General features: G+C 65.7%; 9 protein-coding genes. 6 read left to right on the top strand and 3 right to left on the bottom strand.

Annotation, left to right across the window (positions count from 1 at the left end; translation table 11 throughout):
* Window positions 1–162: 162 nt before the first annotated feature.
* Window positions 163–705, bottom strand: coding sequence for a methylated-DNA--[protein]-cysteine S-methyltransferase (locus PMN64_RS40220; RefSeq protein ID WP_225645343.1), 543 nt, complete (start codon window positions 703–705; stop codon window positions 163–165).
* Window positions 706–849: 144 nt separating this feature from the next.
* Between PMN64_RS40220 and PMN64_RS40215 the strand changes: the two genes are divergently transcribed.
* Window positions 850–1,659 (top strand): alpha/beta fold hydrolase, encoded by an 810-nt coding sequence (locus tag PMN64_RS40215; RefSeq protein WP_411784749.1) that lies wholly within the window; start codon window positions 850–852, stop codon window positions 1,657–1,659.
* Window positions 1,660–1,710: 51 nt separating this feature from the next.
* Here the strand turns inward: PMN64_RS40215 and PMN64_RS40210 are convergent, their stop codons facing one another.
* On the bottom strand, window positions 1,711–2,166 hold the full coding sequence (locus PMN64_RS40210) for a carboxymuconolactone decarboxylase family protein (protein ID WP_028341912.1): 456 nt from the start codon (window positions 2,164–2,166) through the stop codon (window positions 1,711–1,713).
* Between the two features lie 110 nt (window positions 2,167–2,276).
* On the opposite strand from PMN64_RS40210, the gene PMN64_RS40205 reads away from it, so the two are divergent.
* From PMN64_RS40205 to PMN64_RS40185, 5 genes are all read left to right on the top strand, one after another.
* Entirely contained in the window at window positions 2,277–3,143 is an 867-nt protein-coding gene (locus PMN64_RS40205; RefSeq protein ID WP_411784748.1) for a sigma-70 family RNA polymerase sigma factor, read from the top strand.
* Window positions 3,144–3,207: 64 nt separating this feature from the next.
* Window positions 3,208–4,458, top strand: coding sequence for a M20/M25/M40 family metallo-hydrolase (locus PMN64_RS40200; RefSeq protein ID WP_411784747.1), 1,251 nt, complete (start codon window positions 3,208–3,210; stop codon window positions 4,456–4,458).
* 296 nt (window positions 4,459–4,754) lie between these two features.
* Entirely contained in the window at window positions 4,755–5,429 is a 675-nt protein-coding gene (locus tag PMN64_RS40195; RefSeq protein WP_028341909.1) for a GntR family transcriptional regulator, read from the top strand.
* Window positions 5,430–5,568: 139 nt separating this feature from the next.
* Window positions 5,569–6,369, top strand: a complete 801-nt coding sequence (locus PMN64_RS40190; protein ID WP_028341908.1) for a phytanoyl-CoA dioxygenase family protein — start codon at window positions 5,569–5,571, stop codon at window positions 6,367–6,369.
* A gap of 130 nt (window positions 6,370–6,499) precedes the next feature.
* Window positions 6,500–7,807: an NAD(P)H-dependent oxidoreductase gene (locus PMN64_RS40185; RefSeq protein ID WP_411784746.1), complete on the top strand. Its 1,308-nt coding sequence runs from the start codon at window positions 6,500–6,502 to the stop codon at window positions 7,805–7,807.
* A 201-nt stretch (window positions 7,808–8,008) separates the two neighbouring features.
* On the opposite strand, the gene PMN64_RS40180 is transcribed toward PMN64_RS40185, so the two are convergent.
* The gene (locus PMN64_RS40180; RefSeq protein ID WP_411784745.1) at window positions 8,009–9,094 is read right to left on the bottom strand and encodes an NAD-dependent epimerase/dehydratase family protein; all 1,086 of its coding nucleotides are present in this window, start codon (window positions 9,092–9,094) and stop codon (window positions 8,009–8,011) included.
* Window positions 9,095–9,144 lie beyond the last annotated feature (50 nt).

The following is a 9,144-nucleotide window of genomic DNA, read 5'->3' as shown; positions in this document are numbered from 1 at the left end:
ATCTACACTATACCATGGTCGTCGGCAGCGTCAGATGTGTATAAGAGACAGGGGTACAGGTCTAACCAGCTACGTTACTCGCGGTGAAAGCCCCTCACCCCAGCCCTCTAAGAGCGAGCTTCGCTCGTCTCGACCCCGTAAAGAACGGGGAGAGGGAGAAGGTCAATCAAACAAACTCGGCGTGTGGTTCACGATCGCGCCTTCGATCTGCAGCATCTTCAGCTTGGTGACCACGCCGCCATTGGCCGAGAAGCCGCCCGGCTTGTTGCCCGCCGCCAGCACGCGGTGGCAAGGCACCACGATCGGGCACGGGTTGCGGCCGAGCGCCTGGCCGACGTCGCGCGACAGCTCGACGCCGCCGAGCTGCTTGGCGATGTCGCCATAGGTCATGGTCTTGCCCGGCGGGATTTTCCGCGCGATGTCGTAGACGCCGCGATTGAACTCCGGCACGCCGTCGAGATCGAGCACGATGTCGGCAAGGTCGTTCGGCTTGCCGGCGAGCAGCTCGATCATGCCGTCGATCGCGTGCTGCACCTCCGCCGGCGGCGCCGCCTCGGTGACCTCGCCGTTGCGCTGGGCAATCCGCTTGCGGGTCTTCTCCTCGGTGCCCATCGGCAGCTGCACGCCGGTGACGCCGTGCTCGCCCCAGACGACGCCGCAGGCGCCGATCATGGTCTCGAAGATTGCAAAATGCTGGCCGGTCATGGCTCGCTCCAGATGTTCCCTTCAGCTCTCGCGTGAGCTTGCTGTTGATCCGGAATCTAGGCTTGGAGAATGTTGCTATCCACCCGAATTCCGTGGGAACTTCGGCCAAATCAACAACATCTACCTCCCCTCCGCGAGCCCAAAATGCACAGCCTCCACGTCAACGGTTTCGATATGCCCTATCTCGATGTCGGAGAGGGCCCGCCGCTGGTCTGCGTGCACGGCTCGCTGTGCGACTTCCGGATCTGGTCGGCGGTGCTCGGCCCCCTGACGCGGCGGCATCGCGTGATCGCGGTCAGCCTGCGGCATTTCTTCCCGGCGCATTGGGACGGCACCGGCGACACCTATTCGATCGCGCAGCATGTCGATGATGTGATCGCCTTCATCGAGGCCTTCGACACCAGACCGGTCGACCTGATGGGGCATTCCCGCGGCGGCCATATCTGCTTCCGCGCCGCGCAGCGGCGGCCCGACCTTTTGCGCAAGCTGATCCTCGCCGAGCCGGGCGGCGAGCTCGACGAGACCCTTGATCCCGATTTCAAGCCGGGCCCCTCACCGCTGGCAGCACGCTTCACGGCCTGCGCGGCGGAAATCGCCAAGGGCGATATCGACGGCGGCTTGCAAATCTTCATGGACGCGCTCGAAGGCCCCGGCGCGTGGAAGCGGATTCCGGCAACCTCCAAGCAGCTGCTGCGCGACAATGCGACCACGCTGATCGGCCAGACCCGCGACCAGCGCCCGCCATTCTCGAAGGCGGACGCGGAAGCGATCAAGACACCGACGCTGTTCATCGGCGGCGCCAACACCAAAGGCGTGCTGCCGAAGGTGCTGCACGCCCTCGCCGCCAATGTGAAGGGCGCGCGCACCGAGATGATCCCCGGCACCACGCATCCGATGTTCGAGCAGGCGCCGCAGCGCTACTGCGAGATCGTGCTGGAGTTCTTGGCGGCATAGGCGGTGCACCCTCTCCCCTTTTGGGAGAGGCGAATCAAGAAAGCTACTCTCTCATACCTTCCAGGCGCCGACCGGCTGGCGCACCGCGACGTTGAGCCGGTTCCAGACGTTGATCGCCGCGATGCCCAGCACCAGGGACGCGAGTTGCTGTTCGTCAAAGTGCTTGGCAGCCTCGTCCCACACCGCGTCCGTCACCGGATCCTCGCGGTCGCTGAGCCGGGTCACCGCTTCGGTCAGCGCCAGCGCGGCGCGCTCGGCCTCGGTGAAATACGGCGCGTCGCGCCATGCGCCGACCGCGAACAGCCGCTCGTCGGTCTCGCCGGCGCGCCGGGCGAGTTTCGGGTGCATGTCGACGCAGACGCTGCAGCCATTGATCTGGCTGGCGCGCAGATGCACCAGTTCCAGAAGCTTTTCCGGCAATGCCGGTTTGGTGCTCTCGCTCAGCGCCTGCAACGCCTTCATGGCCTCGGGAACAACCATCACCGGGTGGTTCATGCGGGCTTTCATCATGTCATTCTCCTGATTTGCCTTTTGACGGCGCTGCGCCGATCTGTTGTCACACCGGCGCAGTTTCGTTCGTCATGGCCATGACGGAGCGGACAAAGGGAATGTGACCGATGGACGAGAAAAATTCTCTCACCGAACAGTTCGAGGCCAACCGGCCGCGCTTGCGGGCCGTGGCCTACCGCATGCTGGGCTCGACCGCCGAAGTCGACGATGCCGTGCAGGAAACCTGGCTGCGGCTCGGCCGCACCGACGCTGCTGCGGTCGACAATCTCGGGGGATGGCTGACCACGGTGATCGCGCGGATCTGCCTCGACATGCTGCGCTCGCGCAAATCGCGCCGCGAGGAGCCGATCGGCCCACATGTGCCGGAACCGATCGCGGACAATCCGTCCGAGCGTGAGACCGAGATGGCCGATTCCGTCGGCGCGGCGCTGCTCGTGGTGCTGGAGACGCTGGCGCCGGCCGAACGGCTGGCTTTCGTGCTGCACGACATGTTCGCGGTGCCATTCGAGGAGATCGCGCCGATCGTCGGCCGCACGCCGGCCGCCGCGCGGCAGCTCGCCAGCCGCGCCAGGCGTCGCGTGCAGGGCACGCCCCCCGCGCCGGATGCCGATCTCAGCCGGCAGCGCGGCATTGTCGAGGCCTTTCTTGCCGCGTCCCGCAACGGCGATTTCGAAGGGCTGCTGGCCGTGCTGGCGCCGGATGTCGTGGTGCGCGCCGATCAGGCCGCGCAGCGGCTCGGCTCGCTGCCGGTGATCCGCGGCGCCGCAGCGGTGGCCGAAAGCTTCAAGGGACGCGCGCAGGCGGCGAAGCCCGCGCTGGTCGACGGCGAGATCGGCGTTGCCGTCATCTTCGGCGGTGCGCTGCGCGTTGTGCTGCGGGTCATGATCTCAGGCGACCGGATCGCGGCGATCGATGCGACCGCCGATGCCTCGGAGATCGAGACTTTCGATGTCGAGGTGCTCGAGCGCAGCTGACACAGCTGGAGGCAGACAAGTCGCAATGCTAGTGTCTCCCTGCATCTGCGCAGGGAGGACGATCATGAAACGATCCATCAAATTGCTCGCGTCGGCCGGCCTGCTCGCCCTCGCCTCCTCCTCCGCCTTTGCCGCCGCAGACGAGAAGCTGCGCGCGGCCGCCGAGCAGGCCCAGCCGGCGGTGATCGAGAGCCTGCACGACATGGTGCTGATCGAGTCGGGCTCCAGCGATGTCGAAGGCCTGAAGAAGATGGCCGACTACACCGAGGCACGGCTGAAGGCGCTCGGCGCCAGGACCGAACGCCCCAAGACCACGAAGGGCGCCGGTGCCGACATGGTGATCGGCAGCTTTGAGGGCAGCGGCAGCAGGAAGCTGATGCTGATCGCGCATATGGATACGGTGTACGAGCACGGCATCCTGGACACCCAGCCCTACAAAATCGACGGCACCAGGATCTACGGACCCGGCATTGCCGACGACAAGGGCGGCATCGCCGTCGTCCTGCATGCACTGAAGATCCTCAACGATGCGGGCTGGCGCGACTACGCCAAGCTCACGGTGTCGTTCAATCCGGATGAGGAGGTCGGCTCGATCGGCTCCGGCGAGATCATCGCCGAGCTCGCCGATCAGCACGATGTGGTGCTGTCCTGCGAGCCGACGGTGGCGCCGCCGGTCGCGAAAAATGAGAGCCTGCTGCTTGGCGCCAGCGGCACCGCCACCGGCACGATCGATGTCAAGGGCAAGGCCTCGCATGCCGGCGTCGCGCCGCAGCTCGGCCGCAACGCGCTAATCGAGCTCGCGCATCAATTGCTGCAGACCCAGGACGTCGCGAAATCGATTCCGGGCACGCAGCTGAACTGGACCACCGCGAAGGCCGGCACCGTGCGCAACCAGATCCCCGATCACGCCACCGCCGGTGCCGACATCCGCCTCACCATTCCCGACGGCGTGCAAAAGCTGCAGGCCGCGCTCGACGAGAAGGTGAAGAACAGACTGATCGCGGACACCGAGGTGACCGTGAAGGTCGTCGCGGGCCGTCCGCCCTTCGTCGCCGATGATCGCGGCCGCGCGCTCGCCAGGCAAGGACAGGCGATCTACACCGAGCTCGGGCGCACGCTCGACATCGCGGAAATGACCGGCGGCGCGACCGACGCCGGCTACGCAGCGCGCAGCGGCAAGGCCGTCGTGGTCGAGAGCTTCGGCCTCGCCGGCTGGGGCTATCACGCGCGCGACGAATACATCGACACCAACTCGATCGTGCCGCGGCTCTATCTGATGACGCGGACGCTGATGGAGCTGGGCAAGGCGAAGTAACGGGGCGCGGAGGCGCAGCAGCATCCTTTGAAACAGCGCGCCAATCTTTAGCGCCGGCGCCCGGGGTCCCCAACCCTCCCCCGCACGGGGAGGGAGCCTAACCTATGCGCTCACCTCACTTGATTAGACCTCCGCCGGATGCACGGGGCGGCCGTGCCACCTCTCCGGCCGCCTCATAAATCATTGTTATTTCAATCGCTTAGTATTTCGCTGTCCTCCCGCCTTGACCGCTTCCATAACCCGCAGTAGGCTCAATTTCGAACACGGAATTCCGTATTCCAATTTGGACGGTCATTATGATCCCGTTGGATCCGCTTCCAAACCTCATCGACCAGGTTTACGGGCGACTGCTCGAAGCGATCATCGACCGCACGCTGCTGCCTGGCCAGCGCATCACCCAGAACGAACTTGCCGATCGGCTCGGCGTCTCGCGCCAGCCGATTTCGCACGCCCTGCATCTGTTGCATCGCCAGGGCCTTGTCGCCGAGAGCGGCAAACGCGGCTTCGAGGTGACGCAACTCGATCCGCAGCGCATCCGCGAACTCTATGAAGTCCGCGGCGCCATCGATGCGCTGGCGGCGCGGCTTGCCGCTGCGCGTGTCAAAGCGGATGCCGCGGCACGCGCGCAACTCGAATCCGCGCTCGAAGCCGGACGCGCGATTGACGACGGTACGCCGCTGGCGCGCCTGATCGCACTCGACGTCGATTTCCACAGCGCGATCTATCGTCTCGCCGGCAATTCCGCGATCGAGGAGATGATCGCGCCGCAATGGCCGCATATGCGCCGCTCGATGGCGACCGTGCTCGCCGAGCTCGATTACCGCGGCAGCGCCTGGACCGAGCACGAGACCATCGCCGCGCATGTTTTTTCCGGCAATGCCGCAGCGGCAGAAGCCGCGGCGCTGGCGCATGCGCAGACGGCAGGGCGGATGACCGAGGAGAAGCTGAGGGCAATCGACGTGGCGGCGTGAACCGCCGGCCGACCTCATCCTGAGGAACGGCGCAAGCCGCGTCTCGAAGGATGAGCCAGCGAGGCCTCATGGTTCGAGACGCGCGAAGGCGCGCTCCTCACCATGAGGGGAGACAGAATAACAACAGGAGGAAAGCACCATGAAACTGACCCAAGAGCAGGTCGAATTTTTCCATCGCGAAGGCTGGCTGTTCCTGCCCGAGCTGTTCAGCCAGGAAGAGGTCGATTTCCTCGCGCGCGAGGCGGTCTCGATCTATGACGCCAATCGCCCCGAGGTGTGGCGCGAGAAGAGCGGGGCGCCGCGCACGGCCTTTGCCGCGCATCTCTACAATGAGGCGTTCGGGCTCCTCGGCGCGCATCCGCGCATGATCGACCCCATCGAGCAGCTGTTCGGTGAGAAGGTCTACATGCATCAGTTCAAGATCAACGCGAAGGCGGCCTTCACCGGCGACGTCTGGCAGTGGCACCAGGACTACGGCACCTGGAAGCGCGATGACGGCATGCCGGAACCGCGCGCGATGAACATCGCGATCTTCCTCGACGAGGTGATGCCGATCAACGGCCCGCTGATGCTGGTGCCGCAGAGCCAGACCGCGGGCGATTTGAAGGCCTCGCACGATCTCGAAACCACATCCTACCCGCTGTGGACGCTGGACGAGGAGACGGTGACCCGCCTCGTGAAGCAGGGCGGCATCGTCGCGCCGACCGGCAAGCCCGGCGGCATGCTGATGTTCCACGGCAATCTGGTGCACGGATCGAGCGGCAACATCACGCCCTACCCGCGCAAGATCGTCTACCTGACGCTGAACGCGGTCTCGAACTACATCCGCACCCCGACGCGGCCCGACTACATCGCGCACCGCGACTTCACGCCGATCCAGACCGTCGCCGACGACGCGCTGCTGCGGCTCGCCCGTGCACCGCGGCAGGCGGCGGAGTAAAGTCTTCGACCGTCATTCCGGGGCACGGGAAGCGGGAACCGCAGATGCGCAATTGCGCATCTGGGAATCTCGAGTTTCCGGGTTCGACGCTACGCGTCGCCCCGGAGTGACTCTCTAATTGGAAAGCATCATGAACCTGCATCACCTCCTCAAAACCCGCGCCGCCGCCGGCAAGCCGGTGCGCGTTGTCCTGATCGGCGCCGGAAAATTCGGCTCGATGTTCCTGTCGCAGGTGCCACACACGCCGGGGCTTGAGGTGCCCGTGATCGTCGATCTCGACCGCGACCGCGCCCGCGAGGCGTGCCGCACCGTCGGCTGGGACGACGCGCGGATCAGCGCCACCACCTTCACCGACGACGGTGCACGTGCGATCGCCGGCGGCGCATTCGATGTCGTGGTGGAAGCGACCGGCAATCCCGCCGTCGGCATCCGCCATGCCCGCGCGGCGATCGCCGCCGGCAAGCATGTCGTGATGGTCAATGTCGAGGCCGATGTGCTGGCAGGGCCGCTGCTCGCCGAGGAGGCACGCAAGGCCGGCGTGGTCTATTCGCTCGCCTATGGCGACCAGCCGGCGCTGACGGCCGAGATGGTCGATTGGGCGCGCGCGACAGGCTTCCGCGTCGTCGCCGCCGGCAAGGGCACCAAATACCTGCCGGCCTATCACGACGTCACGCCGGAGGGCGTGTGGCAGCATTACGGGCTCACCGCCGGCGAGGCGCAATCCGCCGGCATGAACCCGCAGATGTTCAACTCCTTCCTCGACGGCACCAAATCCGCGATCGAGATGGCGGCGATCGCCAATGCCTGCACCCTCGACGTGCCGTCGGAGGGATTGCTGTTTCCGCCCTGCGGCGTCGACGACCTGCCGCATGTGATGCGGCCGCGCGACAAGGGCGGCGTGCTGGAGAAATCCGGCATCGTCGAGGTGGTGTCGTCGCTGGAGCGCGACGGCCGTCCGGTGTTTCGCGATCTGCGCTGGGGCGTTTATGTGGTGCTGGAGGCACCCAATGATTATGCCGCCGATTGCTTCAAGCAGTACGGCCTCAAGACCGACGCCTCCGGCCGCTATGCGGCGATGTACAAGCCGTACCATCTGATCGGGCTCGAGCTGAACATCTCCGTGCTGTCGGCGGCGCTGCGCAACGAGCCGACCGGGCAGCCGCGCGGCTTCCGCGGCGACGTCGCGTCGGTGGCAAAGCGCAATCTGCGCGCCGGCGAGATGCTCGACGGCGAAGGCGGCTATACCGTGTGGGGCAAGCTGATGCCGGCCTCCGCCAGCCTCGCCGCCGGCGCATTGCCGATCGGGCTTGCCCATCGGGTGAAGCTGAAGAGCGACGTCGCCCATGGCGCGGTGGTGCGCTGGAGCGATGTCGAGGTCGACGAGACGAGCGACACGATCAAGACGCGCAAGGCGATGGAGCAGGCGTTTTCGCGCTGACGCTCGGACGACGGGACGTCCTTCACCTCTCCCCGCCCTTTGCGGGGAGAGGTCGGATCGCATCGCAAGATGCGATCCGGGTGAGGGGCAAGGCACGCTCATCAATAAGAAGCAAAGTGCTCGCCGGATGGAGGCCCCTCACCCCAACCCTCTCCCCGTAAGAACGGGGAGAGGGAGTAGAGAGAGCGCAGGCTGAACGACTTACGGCAGCAGCCGGCTCGCCTTCGCCAGCCTGAACCATTTGTGGAACATCGCCTCGGTATCCATCATCTCGGTGAAGCCGGCCTGGTTGATCTTCACCGTCGAGACGATCGACGGCGGACCCGATTCAGTCTGTCCGTAGCGCAGGCTGTAATCGGCATATTGGAACGACAGGCCGACGAATTCCTCCAGGCCGGGCGCGATCAGGTCGTGCTTCCTGCGCAATTCGTCCCACGACGCGATCCATTGCGGCCAGCTCTGCGCCAGCGACAGCGGCACGTGCCGGCCCGGCGTCATCTCGAGCGCATCCGATACCGCCGGCCAGATATTTTCCCAGGTGAAGACGTCGCCATTGGTGACGTTGAACGCTTCATTGCGCGCAGCCTCGGCGTCGCCCGACCAGGCGATCGCGCGTGCCAGCAGATCGACATCGACCGCCTGCGCGACGCGCGGCGCGCCGCCCGGATAATCCAGCGGCCTGCCCTGCGCGCGCAGCACCGCCGCATAGACGCCGAGCGGCGGGATCAGGTCCATCGCACCGCCCATGGCTTCGCCGATGATCAAGACCGGGCGCAGGATGCTCCAGTGCCAGCTCTTGCCCCGCTGCAGCTCGCGCAGGAAATTCTCCTGCGCCCAATAGAAATTCGGCTGCTCGTACATTTCGGAACGGCCCTCGCGCGCCGGCACCGTGAGCGGCCGGACATGCACGCCATAGGCCTTGGTGCCCTGCAGCAGCGCGACATGCTTGAGATCGGGCGCGACGGGTTCGAGCACGCCCATCAAATTGCGCAGCATCCGGTCGTTGGTTTCGATCTGCCCGGCATCGCGCCAGCCATCGACCAGGCTGGGCGCCTCATACAGCGCGGCGTAGATCAGGTGCGTTGCGCCGCAGAGCTCGGCTGCGGCGCGACGGCAATCCTCCGCGCTGGTGAGATCGATTCGCACATGCCGTGCGCCGTAGAGATCGCGTGGCTTGCGGCGCGACAGCGCAATCCGCTCGCAATCGTCGGATGCGCCGAAGTGTCGCAAGGCGGCGTTGCCCACGAGGCCGGTCGCGCCGGCAACCACGACTTTCTTGTTGGCCATGTCCTGGAACTGTCTCTTATACACATCTCCGAGCCCACGAGACTTAGGAT

Source organism: Bradyrhizobium sp. UFLA01-814, assembly GCF_046718885.1.
Lineage (GTDB): Bacteria > Pseudomonadota > Alphaproteobacteria > Rhizobiales > Xanthobacteraceae > Bradyrhizobium > Bradyrhizobium elkanii.
This window is presented reverse-complemented; position numbering and strand designations above follow the sequence as displayed.

Coding starts and splice junctions, on each gene's coding strand:
- PMN64_RS40220 (WP_225645343.1), bottom strand. CDS start 705: ATGACCGGCCAGCATTTTGCAATCTTCGAGACCATGATCGGCGCCTGC.
- PMN64_RS40215 (WP_411784749.1), top strand. CDS start 850: ATGCACAGCCTCCACGTCAACGGTTTCGATATGCCCTATCTCGATGTC.
- PMN64_RS40210 (WP_028341912.1), bottom strand. CDS start 2,166: ATGAAAGCCCGCATGAACCACCCGGTGATGGTTGTTCCCGAGGCCATG.
- PMN64_RS40205 (WP_411784748.1), top strand. CDS start 2,277: ATGGACGAGAAAAATTCTCTCACCGAACAGTTCGAGGCCAACCGGCCG.
- PMN64_RS40200 (WP_411784747.1), top strand. CDS start 3,208: ATGAAACGATCCATCAAATTGCTCGCGTCGGCCGGCCTGCTCGCCCTC.
- PMN64_RS40195 (WP_028341909.1), top strand. CDS start 4,755: ATGATCCCGTTGGATCCGCTTCCAAACCTCATCGACCAGGTTTACGGG.
- PMN64_RS40190 (WP_028341908.1), top strand. CDS start 5,569: ATGAAACTGACCCAAGAGCAGGTCGAATTTTTCCATCGCGAAGGCTGG.
- PMN64_RS40185 (WP_411784746.1), top strand. CDS start 6,500: ATGAACCTGCATCACCTCCTCAAAACCCGCGCCGCCGCCGGCAAGCCG.
- PMN64_RS40180 (WP_411784745.1), bottom strand. CDS start 9,094: ATGGCCAACAAGAAAGTCGTGGTTGCCGGCGCGACCGGCCTCGTGGGC.